23 protein-coding genes and 1 riboswitch are annotated in these 19,142 nt (G+C 31.4%); of the genes, 11 read left to right on the top strand and 12 right to left on the bottom strand.

Annotated elements, in window-relative coordinates:
- The 3 genes from HF295_RS02955 to HF295_RS02965 all read right to left on the bottom strand — a co-directional run bounded on the left by HF295_RS02955 (position 1) and on the right by HF295_RS02965 (position 3,037).
- Positions 1-834: a hypothetical protein gene (locus HF295_RS02955; RefSeq protein ID WP_312032364.1), complete on the bottom strand. Its 834-nt coding sequence runs from the start codon at positions 832-834 to the stop codon at positions 1-3.
- A 162-nt stretch (positions 835-996) separates the two neighbouring features.
- Entirely contained in the window at positions 997-2,505 is a 1,509-nt protein-coding gene (locus HF295_RS02960) for an ATP-binding cassette domain-containing protein (RefSeq protein WP_312032365.1), read from the bottom strand.
- Between the two features lie 97 nt (positions 2,506-2,602).
- Positions 2,603-3,037 (bottom strand): flavodoxin family protein, encoded by a 435-nt coding sequence (locus HF295_RS02965; RefSeq protein ID WP_312032366.1) that lies wholly within the window; start codon positions 3,035-3,037, stop codon positions 2,603-2,605.
- 137 nt (positions 3,038-3,174) lie between these two features.
- On the opposite strand from HF295_RS02965, the gene HF295_RS02970 reads away from it, so the two are divergent.
- The 7 genes from HF295_RS02970 (at position 3,175) to HF295_RS03000 (ending at position 9,048) form a co-directional block, all read left to right on the top strand.
- The gene (locus HF295_RS02970; RefSeq protein WP_312032367.1) at positions 3,175-4,500 is read left to right on the top strand and encodes a CoA-disulfide reductase; all 1,326 of its coding nucleotides are present in this window, start codon (positions 3,175-3,177) and stop codon (positions 4,498-4,500) included.
- A gap of 172 nt (positions 4,501-4,672) precedes the next feature.
- Positions 4,673-6,043, top strand: coding sequence for a pyruvate carboxylase subunit B (locus tag HF295_RS02975; protein WP_376739680.1), 1,371 nt, complete (start codon positions 4,673-4,675; stop codon positions 6,041-6,043).
- The gene (locus HF295_RS02980; RefSeq protein ID WP_312032369.1) at positions 6,040-6,318 is read left to right on the top strand and encodes a hypothetical protein; all 279 of its coding nucleotides are present in this window, start codon (positions 6,040-6,042) and stop codon (positions 6,316-6,318) included. Before HF295_RS02975 ends, HF295_RS02980 begins: the two co-directional genes overlap by 4 nt.
- Complete coding sequence (locus HF295_RS02985; RefSeq protein WP_312032370.1) at positions 6,315-6,647, top strand: biotin/lipoyl-containing protein; 333 nt, start codon at positions 6,315-6,317, stop codon at positions 6,645-6,647. Before HF295_RS02980 ends, HF295_RS02985 begins: the two co-directional genes overlap by 4 nt.
- 1 nt (position 6,648) lies before the next feature.
- Complete coding sequence (locus HF295_RS02990) at positions 6,649-7,812, top strand: sodium ion-translocating decarboxylase subunit beta (RefSeq protein ID WP_312032371.1); 1,164 nt, start codon at positions 6,649-6,651, stop codon at positions 7,810-7,812.
- A gap of 3 nt (positions 7,813-7,815) precedes the next feature.
- Positions 7,816-8,532, top strand: a complete 717-nt coding sequence (locus HF295_RS02995) for a biotin--[acetyl-CoA-carboxylase] ligase (RefSeq protein WP_312032372.1) — start codon at positions 7,816-7,818, stop codon at positions 8,530-8,532.
- 105 nt (positions 8,533-8,637) lie between these two features.
- Positions 8,638-9,048 (top strand): protein-export chaperone SecB, encoded by a 411-nt coding sequence (locus HF295_RS03000; RefSeq protein WP_312032373.1) that lies wholly within the window; start codon positions 8,638-8,640, stop codon positions 9,046-9,048.
- 26 nt (positions 9,049-9,074) lie between these two features.
- Here HF295_RS03000 and HF295_RS03005 read toward each other — a convergent pair whose 3' ends face one another.
- The 8 genes from HF295_RS03005 to HF295_RS03040 form a co-directional block, all read right to left on the bottom strand.
- Positions 9,075-9,509, bottom strand: a complete 435-nt coding sequence (locus HF295_RS03005) for a Fur family transcriptional regulator (RefSeq protein ID WP_312032374.1) — start codon at positions 9,507-9,509, stop codon at positions 9,075-9,077.
- A gap of 1 nt (position 9,510) precedes the next feature.
- The gene (locus tag HF295_RS03010) at positions 9,511-10,341 is read right to left on the bottom strand and encodes a metal ABC transporter permease (RefSeq protein ID WP_312032375.1); all 831 of its coding nucleotides are present in this window, start codon (positions 10,339-10,341) and stop codon (positions 9,511-9,513) included.
- Positions 10,334-11,083, bottom strand: coding sequence for a metal ABC transporter ATP-binding protein (locus tag HF295_RS03015; RefSeq protein WP_312032376.1), 750 nt, complete (start codon positions 11,081-11,083; stop codon positions 10,334-10,336). The genes HF295_RS03010 and HF295_RS03015 overlap by 8 nt, the downstream gene beginning before the upstream one ends.
- Complete coding sequence (locus HF295_RS03020; protein ID WP_312032377.1) at positions 11,080-11,973, bottom strand: metal ABC transporter solute-binding protein, Zn/Mn family; 894 nt, start codon at positions 11,971-11,973, stop codon at positions 11,080-11,082. The genes HF295_RS03015 and HF295_RS03020 overlap by 4 nt, the downstream gene beginning before the upstream one ends.
- A 104-nt stretch (positions 11,974-12,077) precedes the next feature.
- Positions 12,078-12,683: a TetR/AcrR family transcriptional regulator gene (locus HF295_RS03025; protein ID WP_312032378.1), complete on the bottom strand. Its 606-nt coding sequence runs from the start codon at positions 12,681-12,683 to the stop codon at positions 12,078-12,080.
- A 246-nt stretch (positions 12,684-12,929) separates the two neighbouring features.
- Positions 12,930-13,334, bottom strand: a complete 405-nt coding sequence (locus tag HF295_RS03030; RefSeq protein WP_312032074.1) for a transposase — start codon at positions 13,332-13,334, stop codon at positions 12,930-12,932.
- A 55-nt stretch (positions 13,335-13,389) separates the two neighbouring features.
- Positions 13,390-13,764 (bottom strand): hypothetical protein, encoded by a 375-nt coding sequence (locus tag HF295_RS03035; RefSeq protein ID WP_312032379.1) that lies wholly within the window; start codon positions 13,762-13,764, stop codon positions 13,390-13,392.
- A 34-nt stretch (positions 13,765-13,798) separates the two neighbouring features.
- On the bottom strand, positions 13,799-14,104 hold the full coding sequence (locus tag HF295_RS03040; protein ID WP_312032076.1) for an IS110 family transposase: 306 nt from the start codon (positions 14,102-14,104) through the stop codon (positions 13,799-13,801).
- A gap of 289 nt (positions 14,105-14,393) precedes the next feature.
- Here HF295_RS03040 and HF295_RS03045 point away from each other — a divergent pair, with 289 nt between their 5' ends.
- The 4 genes from HF295_RS03045 to HF295_RS03060 all read left to right on the top strand — a co-directional run bounded on the left by HF295_RS03045 (position 14,394) and on the right by HF295_RS03060 (position 18,292).
- On the top strand, positions 14,394-15,266 hold the full coding sequence (locus tag HF295_RS03045) for a VIT1/CCC1 transporter family protein (protein ID WP_312032380.1): 873 nt from the start codon (positions 14,394-14,396) through the stop codon (positions 15,264-15,266).
- A 72-nt stretch (positions 15,267-15,338) separates the two neighbouring features.
- Positions 15,339-15,508: riboswitch (Lysine riboswitch) on the top strand.
- A 69-nt stretch (positions 15,509-15,577) separates the two neighbouring features.
- Positions 15,578-16,402 (top strand): transporter substrate-binding domain-containing protein, encoded by an 825-nt coding sequence (locus HF295_RS03050; protein WP_312032381.1) that lies wholly within the window; start codon positions 15,578-15,580, stop codon positions 16,400-16,402.
- 50 nt (positions 16,403-16,452) lie between these two features.
- Positions 16,453-17,559, top strand: a complete 1,107-nt coding sequence (locus HF295_RS03055) for an amino acid ABC transporter permease (protein ID WP_312032382.1) — start codon at positions 16,453-16,455, stop codon at positions 17,557-17,559.
- A gap of 7 nt (positions 17,560-17,566) precedes the next feature.
- Positions 17,567-18,292, top strand: coding sequence for an amino acid ABC transporter ATP-binding protein (locus tag HF295_RS03060; RefSeq protein ID WP_312032383.1), 726 nt, complete (start codon positions 17,567-17,569; stop codon positions 18,290-18,292).
- 25 nt (positions 18,293-18,317) lie between these two features.
- On the opposite strand, the gene HF295_RS03065 is transcribed toward HF295_RS03060, so the two are convergent.
- Positions 18,318-19,001 (bottom strand): DUF2238 domain-containing protein, encoded by a 684-nt coding sequence (locus tag HF295_RS03065; protein WP_312032384.1) that lies wholly within the window; start codon positions 18,999-19,001, stop codon positions 18,318-18,320.
- Positions 19,002-19,142: the final 141 nt, after the last annotated feature.

Below are 19,142 nucleotides of genomic sequence, written 5' to 3' on the forward strand. Positions count from 1 at the left end.
CTATTCATAATATACATCGTTTATTACAATCAATTCACCTTCATTTAACGGATGTCTTGATTTTGCACTAATCTTAATTTGAAAATAAAATACCTCACCAAACTTAGACATATCAATAGAACCACCATATTTTGAATTTGATAATGCTTCTATATAATATATTTGATCATCAATAATGATATGATATTGAAAATCATATAAAAAATAATTCGGATCATTAAAACTTACATAAAGATACAAACTTTGATTGACCAAATCACTATAATATGAAAAATATGATAGTTCTGGTGGTGGCATATCTTCTACATTCACTAAAGTCAATGTATGAATACTATCTTCATAGATTTTATATCCATCTTCATCAAAGACCTCAAGTTTATACCAATAATCATCCATTAAACCAAAGAACTCAATATAATACTCTGGTAAATAATATTCACTTTCATATTCAGTAAACTCTTCTTGAAAATGATCTTCATAAGGTATAATTTCATAAATAGATTCATAATCATAGCCAGAGACTTTGACACTAGCCAAACCATCATATCTAACCAGTAAGGTTAAATGATGGTAACCAAGATCATAGATTTCTAAATCTATAGATGATCCTGATCTTTCCGCCGCTAAAACAATGACAGGTGCCGCCACAACGATCACAAAGGCAGACTTCATAAAATGCGTAAAATTTTTAAAAATACCTTTTTTATCTTTATGTTTTGAACTTGCCTTAGTATTTATATTTACATCATCATTTCTAATCAAAAGTTCCTGATAAGTCTGATACTCATCTGGTGGTCTTTGTAAGTCTCTAAATTGATACTCATCTTTTGACATAGACACCTCCTCTACTTAATTTATTATAATCTATTTATAGAATTCTTAAAGATTATCTCAAATTATATTGTTGAATTTATATATTTTTTAAAGAAAATTCTTGTGATTATGATAAAAATGCAAAAAAGAAAGCTATAAGAATAATCTTATAACTTTCCCTTGTTAAATTTCAACTAAAGCATCTTCTCTTAACTCAAAGATACGATCAAAAACGGATTCAATAAATAGACGATCATGACTAACTGCTAATATAGCCCCTTGGTATTGTAAAAACAAATCATAAATTTCATCTTGATTTATAGGAGATATATTTCTCGTTGGTTCATCTAAGATGATTATTTCAGATTCAATAGATACCATAAGCAATAATAAAATCTTTAACTTTTGACCTTCACTTAAGTCTTCACACTTAGCTTCCATCTCATCTCTTTTAAAACCCAATTGACCTAAAATTTGTCTAATTCTATAATCAGGATATTTACTTTGTTTTTTGTTAAGATATTCAATAACACTCATACCTCTTTCTAATAGTTCCATATAATCTTGAGGAATATATGCATAGTGAATACCTTGTTGGTCCAAATATTTTATGATGGCTTTTATAAGCGTACTTTTTCCAACTCCATTTTGCCCATAAATCACACAAGCCTCATTACCTCTTAAGTTTAAATAGATGCGTTCAATGGTATTATGATTTGGAAGAAGAAAATGATTGATATCAATTTCAATGATACGTTTCTTATGATTGATTTTGCTTTCCCCATCAAAAAAGATATGCATAGGTTCTTCTAATTCGGGTATATCAATCCAGGTTTCTTTTTCTTTTAAAAATCTTGATTCTTGACTTTTTAAAGATTTTATCTTCTTCTTTAATAATCTAGCTAGTTCAGGATTTCTAACAGCTTGGTTTTGCTGGTATTCAACTTTTTGATAGATCTGCCTAAACTTTTTCATCTTTGCTTGATAATCAGATCTTTGTTTCCTAGCGATTTGTAAATCTGATTCATATTTTCTAAAATACAAATTCTTATAATCCTTATATTTTCCCCTATATACAAAAGTTTTACATAGCATTTGCTTATGGACATGTTGTAAATGAATTATACCATTTGCCACATTTTCTAATAAGCGTTGGTCATGCGAAATAAAGAACAAAGGAATTTGTGTGTGATTCATAAAATTTTCTAAAAACTCAATGGTTTGAAAATCTAAATCATTAGATGGTTCATCTAATAAAAGAATATCGGGCTTTCTAGCTATAGCCAAAGCTAAAGCACACTTGACCTTTTCTCCGCCTGATAAAGTATTGATGTGTCTATCAATGATGGTATTATAATCTAAAGCAAATAAAGCTAAAGTTTTTCTTAAATCTGCTTGAATTCTAAAAATATCATCTTGCTTATAAAAATATTCATACAATGTATATAAATTCCATCTATTTGAGATGTTTTGATCAACATAGACTATTTTAGTATGACATATAACTTCTCCTTCATAGTCTATATAATTTAAAGGAAATCCAGCCAATAGTTTTAATAAAGTAGATTTACCTGTTCCTTCAGAACCTATGATGGCAATTTTATCATTTTCTTGTAAAGTAAAATTTAAATTATGAATCATTTCATAATCAAAAACATTATCTTTGATTGATAAATTTTTTATTGTTAGCATTCTTATTCTCCTTAGTGGTATTTGTTTACAATTTTCCCACTAAAGTATCTTTAGCAGGATAAAATTATTTGTTCATTTTATCCCTCCTTCTATATAATTATTCTTTTTGAAAAAGTTGAATCATTTCTTGAATATCTGACTCTCTCTTATGAGACTTCCAATTTATTGATCTTTCATGTCTAACGACACCATTTTTCTTATGAATGATCTGACGCATTTGTTTTAAAGCTTGAATGCCTCCCAACCAAGCAAAACGAAAATGATGGGTCACAAACAAATCGATAGTTTTCCCTCTTAAGTCATCTAAGGATTCTAAATAAGCTTTCATAATCCTACATGCCTGAAAACCATGAACTGGACAAGCAAAAATGATATGGTCAACATTTCTAATATCAGGTTTTTCAAGTAAAACAATATGTTTTTGATTAGGGTCTTGAGACTGTGCCTTAATCATTTTAGCTTGAATATCAAATCTCTTAACAACGGACTCAGTGTTTTGAGTCTTTGAATAATAAACAATCATTGATTCCATAAGAACCTCCTTAAAGAATACTCTCTTCATAACTTTATTATATAATATTTAATAAATAAAGGAAATATTATCTTTATCTAAGCAGGACCATTAAAAAAACAAATGGCTTATGATAAACTATAGAAAAGAGGTGACCTATGAAAACAATTATTATTGGTGGTGTTGCGGCTGGCATGTCGGCTGCTTCTAAACTAAGAAGACTCAATCCTAAGATGACCATCACAGTATATGAAATGGGTGAAGATTTATCCTATGGTGGCTGTGGTATGCCTTACTTTTTAGGTGATGTCATTAAAGATGAAAACAAACTCCTTGCTAGAAACAAAGATGATTTTGAAAAACAAAACATTCAAGTCTATCTAAATCATGAAGTTACACATTTAGACTATAAACATCAAAGTATTGAAATTTTTGATAGAGAAAACAAGAAAACCATAAAAGACAAATTTGATTACTTAGTCATCGCTACAGGAACCAAAGCCAATAGAACCAATATTCCAGGTTCTAAGGAAGTAAACCCTTATGTATTAAACACCCTTGAAGACGCTCGCAAGATAAAAGCAAACATGAAAGATGTTAAAGAAGTTGCTATTATAGGTGGGGGTTATATAGGCTTAGAAATCGCAGAAAATTTTGCCCATTTAGGCATTAAAGTTCATATTATTGAAAGAGCCAAACAATTATTAATAGTCTATGATACTTTTGTGGCTCAAAAAGCAAAAGAAATTCTTGAAAAAGAGAATATTCAAATATATTTAGATGAAGCTTTAGAATCTTATGAAAAAGATCATCAAAAAACAATCATAAAAACCAATAATAGAACCCTATCTGTTGATATGGTCATTGAAGCTATTGGGGTTCGACCAAACACTGAATTTTTAAAAAACTCTGGAATTCAAATGTTAAAAAACGGTGCCATCATTACCAATGAATACCAAGAAACTTCTCTTAAAAATGTTTACTCAGCTGGTGATTGTTCTTCCTATCACCATCTACTCACTAAAGAAAAAGTCTTTGTTCCCTTAGGAACCCATGCCAATAAGACAGGAAAAATCATCGCAGAGAATATTGAAGGAAACCAAGTTAGATTCAAGGGGATTATTGGTTCTAATATTCTAAAAATCGCAGATTATGCCTTTGCTAAAACCGGTCTTGGTTTCGATGAAGCAAAACGCCTAGGCTTAAATTATGATTTTGTCGATATCACAGCCAAAAACCAATCTGGTTACTATCCTGGAGCGGAACCTATCTTTGTTAGAATGGTCTATGACCCACAAACAAAAATCATCAAGGGTTGTCAGATGGTTGGTAAAAAAGGAGTGTCTGATAGAATCAATATCATGGCTTTAGCCATTACAAAAGAATTAACAGCCGATGAGTTCTCACAATTAGACCTTGCTTACGCTCCACCCTTCTCTCCAGTATGGGATCCATTACTGGTCGCAAGCAACCAAATTAAATAAAAGAACAAATATGAATATATGTTCATAAAATACTTGACTTTATAGGTTGAATATATTTCATAAAGTGTTATAATCATCATGGTATTTAGTAACAATCTATTGATTACTTTAGGCATGATTTACCTGATTCATTCTTTGATTGTTTCAGGTTTTTTTTATAAAGAAAGGAACTATTATGAGTGTAAAATTTGTTGAAACTGCTCTAAGGGATGGCCATCAATCTTTAATGGCAACACGCCTAACAACTGATGAAATATTGGCAGTATTACCGGAACTTGATAAGGCTGGATATTATGCCTTAGAAGTCTGGGGTGGTGCCACCTTTGATGCCTCTTTAAGATTCTTAAATGAAGACCCTTGGGAAAGATTAAGAAAAATGCGGAAAGTCGCTAAAAAAACCAAATTACAGATGTTATTTAGAGGACAGAATATCTTAGGATACAAACACTATCCAGATGATATCGTCGAAAAATTTGTTGAAAAATCTCTTGAGAACGGCATAGATATTATAAGAATATTTGATGCCTTAAATGATTTAAGAAATTTAGAAACCTCAGCCAAAGCTGTAAAAAAATATAATGGGCATCTACAAATTGCCTTATCTTACACAACCAGCCCTGTCCATTCAATTAACTATTATGTAGACTTAGCAAAAAAAGCAGAAAACATGGGTGCTGATTCATTATGTATAAAAGATATGTCAGGTATTTTAATGCCTGATACAGCCTTTGATTTAATCAAAGCTTTAAAAAATAATATAAAAATTCCAATTAATTTTCATACACATGCTACTTCTGGCTTGGCTCCTGTCACCTATGCTAAGGCTATTGAAGCTGGTGTAGATATCATTGATACTGCTTTATCTCCATTATCTGGTGGTACTTCACAAGTAGCCACTGAAGCTATAGCCACTTTATTAGGTCAAGATAACACTCTAGATTTTAATCATTTAGAAGCAGCTAAAGATATCTTAACTAAAATTAAAGATAAGTATTTAGAAAATGGTATTTTAAATCCTAAGGCCTTAACTCCAAACCCAAAAATATTGCATAGTCAAATTCCTGGAGGTATGATTTCTAATTTATTAAGTCAACTCAAAGACCAAAAAGCCTTAGACAAATATGAAGAAGTCTTAAATGAAGTCCCTAAGGTTAGAAAAGACTTAGGTTATCCTCCACTAGTGACACCCCTATCTCAAATGGTGGGCACTCAAGCCATTATGAATATTCTAAGTGGCCAAAGATATAAACTAGTTCCAGGAGAAATCAAAGCCTATTTGCGTGGTGAATATGGCCAGGCACCAGGAGATATTGATCCAAACTTTAGAAAAAGCATTATCGGTGATGACCCAGTTTTAAGTCATAGACCTGCAGATAACCTTGAGCCTCAGTTTGAAAACATAAAAGAAAAATATAAGGATATCGTAAAAAGTGATGAAGATGTCTTAAGTATTGCTTTATTTGAATCAGTGGCACTTAAGTTTTTTAAATCTCAAGAAAATGAAACCATTGAGTTTACCTTACATACAGGAGGAGCCTTATGACACTAGCATTCACATTTTTTGATGGCTTACTTTTATCCTTATTAAGCATCTTATTTGTAATACTTATTATTTCTTTGATTGTCCTAGCCATTACACCCTTAAAAAAATTAAGTCCACAAAAACATCAACCCATGACCACAAGTAAAGCGCCAATCAAAAATCAAGACATATTAGATGAAGATATGATGGTGGCTGCCTTAGTCGCATCCATCGATTATCTAGAATCCACAAAAAAAGAACCATATTTAAAATCAATTAGGGAGATCAAATCATGAAAATATACAAAGTAAAAGTAAATGGAAAAATCTATGAAGTTGAATTAGAATCTATCGAAGAAAACACTCAAGAAATTCAAAGTCCAAAACAAGAGACTAAGCCTTCAAGGAACCAAGGTCACGCAATCAAATCACCTATGCAAGGCACCATCCAAAGTATCTTAGTTAAGGTCGGTCAAAAGGTAAAAGCAGGTGATTCAATTTTAATCTTAGAAGCTATGAAATTAGAAAACGATATTACTGCTGATCAAGACTATGTCATTGAAGAAATACTTGTTAAAGTTGGTGACACAGTCGAAAACAACCAAGCCTTAGTCAAGGTAAGTTAAGATGAGTGATTTATTAAGTAAACTCTACGAATCTTCCGGACTTTACGCTTTCTTTAGTGAAGACGGTTGGAAGTATGTCATCATGATCATCATCGCATTGACCTTATTATTTCTGGCCATTTTTAAGAAATTTGAACCTTATTTACTTCTACCCATTGGTTTTGCCATGTTACTAGTAAATATACCTGGAACCAACTTATTTATAAAAGAAACCATTATTGAAAACGGTGAAGAAATCAATCAATACTCAGGTATGTTTGGCTATATTTACTATGGAGTATCCTATGGTATTTATCCTTCATTAATTTTCCTTGGCATCGGCGCAACCACTGATTTTGGTCCCTTACTTGCAAGACCAAAATCAATGTTACTAGGTGCCGCTGCTCAAATTGGAATCTTTGTGACTTTCTTAGGTGCTTTATTACTAAACTTTACCGGCGCTGAAGCGGCAGCTATAGGCATTATAGGTGGAGCTGATGGCCCAACAGCTATTTTACTATCAAGTGAATTAGCCCCTCATTTATTGGCGGCTATTTCTATTGCTGCTTATTCTTATATGGCTTTGGTCCCTATAATCCAACCACCATTAATTAAATTATTTACAAGCAAAAAAGAACGTCAAATTGAAATGACACAATTAAGAGAAGTATCAAAAAAAGAAAGAATTATCTTTCCAATCATTGTAGCTTTAATCACCATTATCTTAATACCTTCTTCAGCACCCTTAATCGGTATGTTGATGTTAGGAAATCTAATTAAAGAATCAGGGGTTGTTCCTAACTTAGTTCATGCCAGTGGAAAAACCATACTATACTCAGTCACTATCTTATTGGGTTTAAGTATTGGAGCAACTACCAAAGCGACTAACTTCTTACAAACCCAAACCCTAATGATTATTGGTTTAGGTTTATTCGCCTTTATCGTGGCAACCATCTTTGGGATCTTAGGTGGAAAATTCATGAATCTCGTCAGCAAAGAGAAAATCAATCCTATTATTGGAGCTGCGGGTGTTTCAGCTGTTCCTATGGCTGCTAGAGTCGCTATGAAAGAAGGAAAAATCGCCAACCCTAACAATTATCTATTAATGCATGCTATGGGACCTAATGTTGCTGGTGTCATTGGTTCTGCTATTGCTGCGGGCTTATTGTTGTCATTCTTTGGATAAAGTATGAAAACTTATTTTTTAGATTCTGTTAACTCTACTAACACATATTTAAAAGACCATTATCAAGACTACCAACACTTTGATTGCATCTTAACTCACCATCAAACCCAAGGCAAGGGTAGGTTGGTAAATACTTGGTTTTCAACAGATAAAGACTTAACATTTTCTATCTTGATTAAAGACAAATTATCAGCTAAAGCCATTCAACTTATGCCTTTATATACAGCATATATCTTGAATAAAGTTATAAGTCTCTATACAGAAGAATCTTTTATCAAGTGGCCTAATGATATATTAATTCAAGGAAAAAAAGTGTCTGGAATCTTGGTAGAATCACTATATCAAGACTCATTAAAAGCTTTAATTATCGGTATAGGGATTAATGTCAATAATAATGATTTTCCTAACCATATTAAGAATCAAGCCATCTCATTAAGTCAGATCAGTCAAGTAGATATTAAACAAGACAGCCTATTATTGAAAATTCAAAATCAATTTGAAAAAGATTATGAAATCTACAAGAATGATCCTACTTTTATCATTAAAGACCTCAACCAAAAATTGGCCTATAAGAACCAATGGATCACTTACACAGAAAATCAAAAAAACCATCAAGCCATATGTAAAGAAATTAATGAGGATGGACACTTGATGGTAGAGACCAACCACAAAAAGAAAATATTAATATCAAGTGTTATTCATCATCTTAGAAAAAATTAATCAAAAAGAAATCTCAATGATTTCTTTTTTTCTTTCCCAAAGATGATTACCATATTAAGATAATTTATGTTAAAATAAGTTATATGATAAGAAAGGACTGATATCATGTATCAAGTAATAAAGACCACTTTCGCAACGGATCGACTTGAAATAAAGAATAACCATATTCAAGGTAAAAACTTTAAATTACAACCTAAAATTTCTAGAAAAACTGGCAAGGTAAGAGACAACGTATATTTTACTGCCTTGATATTAGAAGTAACTTCAACGACAGAACAACCCTTCCCAATTGATATGTTTATTGACTTTAGAGGTATTTTTGAATTTAAAGCTGGTGATGATGAAAACGAAATATTAAATTTCTTAAAGAATGAAGCTGTTCAAATGATGTTTCCTTATTTAAGAACCACCATGACCAACCTAACCACAACTGCCATGTTGCCACCAATCATCTTACCTATCATTGACGTTGCTAAATTATTCCCAGACAATCGTGAAACAGCTTATGTAAACTAAAACGAGGCCTAAAAGCCTCGTTTTTTTTATATTTTTAGTGTTTTTTGACATTTCTTACAATAACCATAAAATTCTATTTTATGTCCAGTGATTTGAAAACCTGATTCTTCTTGAATTTGTTTTTCATAGTCATGTAAAGGACAATGATATATAGTTTCTATTTTATTACAGTTTTTACAAATTAAAAAATGATGATGATCTTCACGATTGAATTCATATAAAGATTGTTTTTCATGTTCTATTTCAATCTTATTAATAATATTGTTTTCAGTTAATTTATCTAAGGTTCTATAGACTGTTGATAAATTAACTTTGACTTTATCATTTATTAAAATTTCATAAATATCTTGTGCCGATAACAACTTCTTTGATTTTTGCAGGATATCAATGATATTAACGCGGTATTTGGTTTTCTTTAAACCTGAATCTATCAGAGTTTTCACTATCTTCCTTTTTTCCATCTTAATCTTCCTTAATCTCTAACTTATGTTTATGTCTTCGACTATATAACCAAGTTAATATATATAATATGACAGCCGCAAAAACAATTACAGCACCTGTAGAAATATCAGTATAATAAGAAACAATCAAACCAGAAAAAATAAATATAAAAGAAAATATCATAGAATAAACCATTCTTAAATGAAGTTTGCCAGTTAAATAACTTGAAGCTGATGCTGGAACAGATAACAAAGCAATAACTAAAATAATACCAACTACCCTGATTAAGACAACCACAGTTAAAGCTAAGAGAATTAATAAAACATTTTCTAATAATATGGTTTTCTTTCTCATAATTCTAGTGAATTGTTGATCAAATAAATGCGCCTTCCATTCTTGATAAAAAACAAATATTACAGCTAATATGATTATGGCTAGAACCATCATTAAGACTAAATCAAACCTTGTGACTGATAAAATATTACCAAATAAATAAGAAGAAACAATTGGAGGATAGCCTGGAGTTAAAGAAATAAATAAAATACCTAAGGCCATCCCTAAGGACCAAAACATGGCAATAATAATATCTTTGGCCCCTGTTGATCTATTTTTTATGACACCAATACCTAAGGCAGCCATAATGGAAAACATAAAAGCACCAATGATTGGCTCAAATCCTAATAAGAATCCTAAACCAACTCCACCATATGAAGTGTGGGCAATCCCACCAGTCATCATCACTAACTTCTTTTCAACAATAATAACCCCTACAATCCCACCAACAATAGCGGTAATAAAAGCAGCTAAGACAGCGTTTTGTAAAAATTCATATTCAAATATTGCCTTAAACATTTTTAACACCTCTTTGATGAATACTTCTTTTGATTTGCTTGTGGACAGGTCTAATATAAGCATACTGATAGACCTCATTAGGATCTCCCTCAGCAATTATGTTCTTATCAAGATAAATTAATTTCTTAACATTTTTACTAATCATTTGAACATGATGGGTAATCAGTACAATGGTAATATCTTCAGATAACTTTTTGATTAAATTAAAAATTTGTCTTTGACTCATGACATCCACCATGGCTGTGGGTTCATCAAGCAATAAAATATCTGGTTTCATAGTCAAAGCCCTAGCTATGATCATTTTTTGGAACTCACCACCAGATAATTCACTGATTTGCCTATCTTTTTGTTCTTTTAAACCAACGATATCTAAAACTTCGGCCACTGCCCTTTTATCTTCTTCAGAATATTTGAAAAAGGCTTTAACAGCTTTTTCCATTCTACCCATCAAAACAACTTCTTCGACAGTGATCGGAAACATTGGATTAATATCGGAAATTTGCGGTACATAACCCATTTTTATATGACTTTTTCTTAAAGTAGTTCCACAATATGAAATTTCACCAGAATTAGGTTTTATTAAACCTAAAATCGATTTCATCATAGTAGATTTTCCACCACCATTAGGCCCAATAATACCAATATAATCTCCATCATTAATGGTCAGATTTAATTTTTTTAAAGCATGGATATTTCCATAATTAACTGAAACATCATTTAATACTATTTTTAAGGGTTTCATTCTAACTCCTCTGCTATTTTCTCAGCCATATCTCTTAAAGATGCAATATAATCATAAGATAAAGGATATAATACAATAGACTCTCCATCAATATCTATCGCAAAGGTTTGTACTTGTTCACTATCAACTTCAGCTTGATGGAAAATGTATTGAATCTCATGAGTTTTAGCATAGTCAATCAATTCTCGTAAATGGCTTATAGAAGGCTCTTTCCCATCTTCTTCTAAGGCCAACATATTTAATCCATAATCATCCGCAAAATAACCAAATGAAGGATGATAGACAATGAATGTATTACTTGTTTTTTGAGAGAAAATATTTTGAATTTCTAAATCTAAATTTTCTAATTCAAGGATGAAATCTTGAGCATTATCTTGATAAATAGATGCGTGATTAGGATCTAATAAAGCAAGTTCATCTGCAATGGCCTGAACCATAACAATAACTCTTTTAATTGATAACCAAATATGTGGGTCCCTCCCTACATGAGAATGATCATCTTCATCTGCTTCATCTTCTTCATCATGATGTTCTTCATCAGCAAAATACCTATCTTCATAAGCTGCAGATACCACTTCTTCTAAATGAACAACTTTAACATCTTTTAGTTCCGGCAAAATATTAGCACTTTCTGCTTGTACACCCATGGTAAAATAGACACTAACTTCATTCATCTCAACAATTTGCCTAGCCCCTGGTTGATACATTTCAGGACTTGATCCTGGTGGAATAATGGTTGTGACTTGTACTAAATCTCCACCAACTTCTTCCACAAAAGCTCTTTGGGGTTCAATGGTCACAGCCACTTTTAAACCACTACCTTCAGTTTCAGAACACCCATATAGCAATACCAATAATAGTAATGACATCATTAATAATATTTTTTTCATTTTTATACCTCGCATAGTAATATTTACAATTAATTATAACAAATTTAAATGCAAATGCAAACCATTTGCAATTAAATTATAAAAAAATAAGATCAAAATTGATCTTATTTACAATCCTTATAATTTTTCAAATAAAGTGGTATAGCAATGTTAAAGAATCTGATAAAAGTGTGGATGATTGAATCCATTTTTTCTGGTAAAACATTTAATGATTGTTGAATGGCAATACCATCAATGGCAGCGACTAAAATTGAAGCCATAGAATGTTCACATTCGCTATTTTCAACATCATATAACTTGGTAAATAAATCTGCGATATTATCAATGATTTGCTTGTATTGGTCCCTATACTCTTGTTTATTCTTATCATTACGTTTGATTGAATCACTTAATAATTGTATATGCAATTTTTGATCATCAACTTTTTTTATTCTTTTTTCTATGCGCTTGTTGATGTCTCTTAGCACTTCTGCCTTTTCAGACTTATTCACATCTTTTCTAAGATTATCGTAGAGTTTGGTTGTAAAAAGCAAAGACTCTTTGATACAAGCAAAGATGAGTTCTTCTTTGCTTGGGTAAAAATGATAGATTGCGCCAGTAGATAGATTAGCGTTTTCAGCAATTTTGCGCATTGATACATTTTCCAAAGGATTCTCCTTTAGAGTTTTTAAAGTTGCATCAATGATTCTTTGTTTTCTTTTATTTTCCATTTCATCACATCCTACTTATTATTTTACCATAACTATCGTTATTTTTTTAATAATTTATATCAATTTTTAATTTTAAAATTCCTTTTATTTTATTATATATTTTATCTTTGGTATAATAGTCTAGAGTTTATAATATAGGAGCTAGCTATACAAAAATCAAGTAAAAATTATAAATAATTAAAATTATGATATTTGAACATACTTAAAAAAGGTTAAAGAACCCTAAGTTAAATAATGGGTGATTAATTATAAGAGATCGTTATAAAAAGTATCTGTTTTAAGAATTTTGTAAATAGAATGAACCATGTTTTTGGCTATAGCGAAAATGATTGTTGAGTGATGTTTATTGCCTTTAGTCATCATATGAATGTATTTGCGTTTAAACTTATTATCTCTAGTTTTAGGACTAACACAAGCGATCCTAGCGGCACTATAGATGGCAGTTCGCAAATATTTACTACCACGTTTAGAAATTCGAGTACGTTTACGTTTGTATTTTCCGGATTCATGAACAATAGGTTCAATACCGAAAAGAGATGTATATTTGTGTTTGTCAGTGAACCTGCTAATATCGCCTGTTTCGCCTAGAATAGTCGCTCCATTAATAGGACCGATACCTGGGACTGATAATATTTTTGGATAAAGAGTCATATGTTGTGAAATAAGTTTCTTTAGTATTTCATTTTGAGAATTAAAATGAATGATATTAGAGACACAAATTAATTAGATAAGCATTTAAGTTATTTGGATTTCCTATTGAGTTTTTCGCGATATATTTAATGAGTTTAGCTTGTTCAACGTGATTTGATCGACTACGAATTCTTTGAGCTAAAGATTCAATATGAAGACCTTTATAATCGCTTGGTAAGGGAAAATCATAAAGTAGATCTAAAGTCCATTTAGAGAAGGGTTTAAAGTGTTTAAGAAACTCAGGGAAGAACATTTGAAGTAATCTTTTAAGTTCACCCTTAGCTTTAGTAATGATTTGATTATTAGAATTATAATCTCTAGATAATTGTTTTAACTCAACTAAATGATATAATGGTGGTGTATAGGGATGGAGCCTATTCAGGTTATACATAAGGTGCCTACACACTGCTATAGCGTCAATTTTGTCAGTCTTGGTCATGCGAGGACGCCGACTTACGACTGAGAGAAACTAACATTGGGTTAGTACAATATACAGTGTAGCCTTTTGATATTAGATAATCGCGCAGATTATTATGATAAATACCTGTGGCTTCCATTCCTATACGAATATCGTTAACCGACTTCGTACAGGATTGAATGACTGTATGAAGTTTTTTAAATCCAAAATGATTATTTTGAATAATAAAGTGATCATAAATAATTTCACCCAAATCATTTATGATGATGATATCGTGTTTATCCATTGCGATATCAATGCCAATGAAAATCAAAATAAAAACCTCCTTGTTTGAAATATTCAAACGTTATGAAACCACAAACAAATATAAATGTAACCTTGTAAATACACACTCGAAGTGTAACTAGCTAATTCACATTTATCATATAAGTTGTGGTTGTAGCCTCCTAAACACACTCGAAGTGTAAGGAACGTATGACACACTCCACAACGTTTGTAACTTCATTATAGGAGATTAAATAAATTATTTAAATACATTTTATGAACAAAAGAGAAAGGAGAAGTATAGTTAAATTATCTTAATTTAATTATACAAGGAAATTATGTCATTATCAAAAGAAGATTTAAAAACAATTAAAGCCTTTCAAAAAGGCGAAATTACTGAATACCATGTCTATCAAAACATCGCAAAGAAAGAAAAAGATGAAAAAAATAAAGAAATTTTGTTGACCATTGCTAAAGACGAATTAAAACATTATCACGTTTGGGAAAAAATCTCTGGTGAAAAAGTCAATCCAAGTCAATTTCTAATTTTTATCTATAAGGTTTTAACATTTATCTTTGGTTATACTTTTACCTTAAGAATCATGGAACGTGGTGAAGAATCTGCTCAAAAAGCTTATTCAAAACTTAAGGGTTTTGAAGATGTTATCGAAAAAATCACTAAAGAGGAAGAAGAACACGAAGTAAAACTTTTGGATATGCTTGATGAAGATCGTTTGAACTATGTAGGTTCTATGGTCTTAGGTTTAAATGATGCCTTGGTAGAGTTATCAGGAACTCTCGCTGGTTTAACCCTTGCTTTCCAAGGTAACACAGCTTTAATTTCTTTATCAGGTTTAATTACAGGAATAGCTGCTTCTTTGTCCATGGCAGCTAGTGAATACTTATCAAGCAAATCAGAAAATCAAGAAAACGCCTTAAAATCATCCTTATACACAGGTGGAGCTTATATCCTAACCGTAATTGTCTTAGTCTTACCTTATTTGCTCTTAGACAATGCTTATGTAGCCTTAGGTATTATGTTAGGTGCTGTAGTCTTTATCATCTTCTTCTTTAACCTTTATATTTCAATTGCTAAAGGTCATAATTTTAAAAAGAGATTCTTACAAATGGCAATGATCTCTTTAGGTGTCGCAGCTTTATCATTCCTTATTGGGATGGTTATTGAAAATGTCTTAGGGGTACAATTATAAATATTGAGAACTTTTTTCTTGACAAAAGAAAAACAATTGTTTATACTTGTAAAAGTAAATAAAATGTGAATATCAAACATTAGAGGTAGCGATGCAGAAGAGTACTATGAGGAGTCGGCAGACGAAGATACATAGGAAAGGCAACCATCGCCGAATATAAAATATAGGCATATATTTTATATGGGGTTACAAGAAATACTTGTAACACTCCTATCTTTTTAGATAGAGGCGCTAAAATAAATCTCCTGATTTTTTTAAAGCGTCTGATAGACGCTTTTTTATTTGCAAAAAAATCTTAGGAGGAAAAAGAAATGAAAAGAGTATTACTATTGGCCTTGGCCACATTATTAAGTATTGGTTTTGTATCTTGCCAATCGGAAGAAGAAAATGAAAGAGATACACTAGTTGTCGGTATGGAAGCGGCTTATGCACCTTTTAACTGGACTCTATATGAAGGCAACCAATACGAAGAAGCCTATCCACTGGAAGGAACCAATAACTATGTCGATGGCTATGATGTACAAATAGCCATATTAATTGCACAAGCCTTAGACATGGATTTAATCATTAAATCAGTTGAATGGGATGGATTAATCCCATCATTAAACAACACAAAAGAAATAGACTTAATTATTGCTGGTATGAGCCCAACAGCTTCTAGAGCTCAAACTGTAAACTTTACTGATGAGTACTATTCTTCAACCCATGTCATTGTTTTAAGAGCTGATTCACCCTATGTTAACGCAACTTCAATCAATGATTTTGATGGGGCACTTATGGTCGGTCAATTATCAACCATTTACGATGATTTAATTGATCAAATGCCAGGGATAAACCATGAAGATCCCTTGGCAGATGTCCCAACCATTATTACAGGTATTAATTCAGGTATTTATGATGGGACCATTTTAGAATTACCTGTAGCTATGGCGGCGACTGAATCAAATCCAAACTTAACCTATCTAGAGTTTGAACAAGGACAAGGTTTTAATGTTTCTTACGAAGATAAAGCTGTCTCTATTGCTTTAAGACAAGATGATGCTGAATTATTAAGTCAAATCAATGAAATCTTAAGCAATATTTCTAATGAAACAAGAGAAAGTTTGATGTTGGATGCTATTGAAAGACAACCTTAATCATGAGGAAGAACCTATATAAAATACTTATATTTATCTTTGCTTTTGGAATGATTGTTCAAATCATTCCAAGGCAAAGTCAAAATATTCAAGCAGAACAAGCATCGTTAAACTATCTATTCTACTCTTCATATAAAAACCAAAGTTTAAGTCCGTCTAGACTCAATAATATAAATATAGACTTCTTCTTACCCAAATACATTGACGGTATTGAACTTAACTACAATATAGATTCTGATTATATTCAAGTTCAAGACAGTCTGGAAACCATTAGTTTAAGAACGTCTGAATCCTATGAAAATATTGAAGTATACAGGGCAAAAATCATTAAAGAACCCAGTGTTTGGAAACAAAATATTGAATTTACCCTCCAAATTTCTTATGAATTAGATCAAGTGACCTATGAAGATAAGCTCCAAGGTCAAATAGTAAAAACAATACCTGATGATTTCCTAGGTGGAACAATTTATACCCTTATTAGATATGGGCAAATGTTTTTTGAAGGGGCCTTAAAGACCATTGTATTAGCCTTAATAGGTACCCTAGTTGGTTTTGTATTAGCCTTGATTTTAGCCATCATGAAATTACAAAAAGCAGACACACATGACAAAAAAATCATGAAAATTCTAAAAGAAATATCTAATAAATTTGCCAGTCTATACATCACCTTATTTAGAGGAACACCCATGATTGTACAAGCAAGTTTTTTCTGGTATGGTTTTGGCTTATTTGGTGATCCATATTATTGTGGTTTATTTGTTGTAAGTCTTAATACAGCCGCTTATATCGCAGAAATATTAAGAGGAGGTATCCAATCGATTGATAAAGGTCAGAGTGAAGCTGCCTATGCTTTCGGAATGAACCATCTTCAGACCATGGTATATGTGATATTTCCTCAAGCCATTAAAAATTCTTTACCAGCCATTGGTAATGAATTTATTGTCAATATTAAAGATACAGCTGTTTTATCTGTAATAGGGATTTTTGAACTCTTTAATCAAGGTAGAAAAATCACAGGCATGCATTACAGGCAATTGGAAGTCTATTTAATCGTAGCCCTAATCTATTTATTTTTAACTTATACGATTTCCCAAGTTCTTAAACATGTAGAAATAAAAATGAACTTGCAACCACTAGAGATAACAAGTTCGAATTGAGGATCATATGAATTTTATTGAAATTAAAAATCTTCATAAGGCATATGGCCAGGAAGAAGTATTAAAAGGCATTGATTTAACCATTGAAAAAGGAGAGATCATATCGATTATTGGATCTTCTGGTTCAGGGAAGTCAACCCTATTAAGATGCTTAAACCACTTAGAATCTTTTGATCAAGGTCAAATCATCTATGAAGAATCTTTCCAAGCTTCAAGCAAAGAGGATATTCAGAAAATTAGAGTAAACATGCCCATGGTTTTCCAATCTTTTTACTTATTCGAACATATAAATGTACTAAACAACTTAACATTGGCGCCTGTAAAAATCCTAAAAATGAAAACAAAAGACGCTAAAGACAAGGCAATGAGAATTTTAGAACAAGTTAATATGGCTTCTTATGCCCATAAGTATCCATCACAGTTATCAGGTGGGCAAAAACAAAGAATTGCCATAGCTAGAGCCATGATGATGGATCCTAAAGCTATCCTATTTGACGAACCTACATCTGCCTTGGATCCTGAAATGGTTCAAGAAGTATTGGCTGTTATTCAAAATTTAGCCAAATCTCAAATGACCATGATTATTGTGACCCATGAAATGAATTTTGCAAAAGACATTTCAAATAGAGTTATTTTTATGCATGAGGGAAAAATCCATGAAATTGGCAAGCCCCAACAAATATTTACATATCCAAAAGAAGCTAGAACCCGTGAATTTTTAAATATCAAATAAAAAATCGCCTAAGCGATTTTCATTTTTATACTTTCTTATCGTTTTTAATAATGATACGCCAACCAATGAAAGATACAATAGCCGCTCCAACAAAACCTACCAATAAATCTAACATGGTGTCCATCAAACCATAATCCTGAGGAAATAAATCACCATGATAAGTCCATTGGTATCTTTGCATGTTCCTTAATGTATCCTCGTTTAAATTATAAGCTAAAGTATCCACAAAGAATTCATAAAATTCCCATAAAACCAATAAGGTCATCGAGAATGTAAAAGCAAAAATACTAATTAAGCCTGGACTGAATACCCTATCTTGGCCCTTGGCTTGGGAAGCATAATTAACAATTTCAAATCCAATAATGGATATGGTAACTCCAGAAACCACATGTAAGAACTTATCATAACCATTAACTTCTACCAATAAGCCATGAATATTGCCCATGACAATGGCAGCGAATATAAATAGAAGTACAATGATTTTTAAGTAACTAGGTATATCTACATGAAATTTGGATTCTATTAAAAAAGGTAAAGAAAAGAATAGAATAGCTAAAGTGCCTAAGAAAATATTAGATAATCCAGCATCTCTTTGAGTTGAATCCGTCGCTAAAGCAACTGAAATAATTGATAAAATAATTTCTAACAATACTATAGCAAATAAAAAATAATATAAAGTTTTTGAATTCATCAGTTTTTTTAATTTCATAGTAAGCTCCCCTATTTGTATTTACTATATTTTATCATGTTTTCGTTTATTTTTCATATAAGACACAAAAAAATAAAAAAAACCGGTCCATATATCTGGACCGATTTTATTATTTGTCTTTATTGTCTAAATCTTATAAAT

This window comes from Hujiaoplasma nucleasis (assembly GCF_013745115.1).
GTDB lineage: Bacteria > Bacillota_I > Bacilli_A > Izemoplasmatales > Hujiaoplasmataceae > Hujiaoplasma > Hujiaoplasma nucleasis.